At 38.2% G+C, this 461-nt stretch carries 1 pseudogene; it reads right to left on the bottom strand.

Annotation, left to right across the window (positions count from 1 at the left end):
- Window positions 1-211: pseudogene (locus ACTHUG_RS11445) on the bottom strand (hypothetical protein); the annotation flags it as partial.
- Between the last annotated feature and the right edge of the window lie 250 nt (window positions 212-461).

Below are 461 nucleotides of genomic sequence, written 5' to 3'. Positions count from 1 at the left end.
GTGTTGCTACACCTCCCAATATAACCGTTTGGGGACGTAAAAGTTTATATTTTCCAACCCTCCCAGAAGTTTCGATAATATGTGCACTATCATAAACAAAAGTATTCTCGGAAGTTTTCTCCAACAATGGGTTTGCAGCAAAGTTATTTGCAATAAAACCTGTATCTACTTCAGCTTGACTAAATTCTTCTGTTTTTACTACATCAATCAATCTAAGAGTTACTAATTTATTCTGAATATTTTTAGAAATTTGCTCATTAACTTGAGCTAAATTATCTTTACCGGTATTAGGTTTGTCTGTATTGTCCTTGCCGGCATTATCCTTACCGGTATTGGGTTTGGTTGCATTATCCTTATCGGCGTTATCTTTACCGGTAGTAGGCTCGTTCGCATTGTCCTTGCCGGTGTTATCTTTACCGGTATTGGGCTTGGTTGCATCCGTCTCTCATACACATCTGACG

This window comes from Neisseria sp. P0022.S009 (assembly GCF_051956675.1).
GTDB lineage: Bacteria > Pseudomonadota > Gammaproteobacteria > Burkholderiales > Neisseriaceae > Neisseria.
This window is presented reverse-complemented; position numbering and strand designations above follow the sequence as displayed.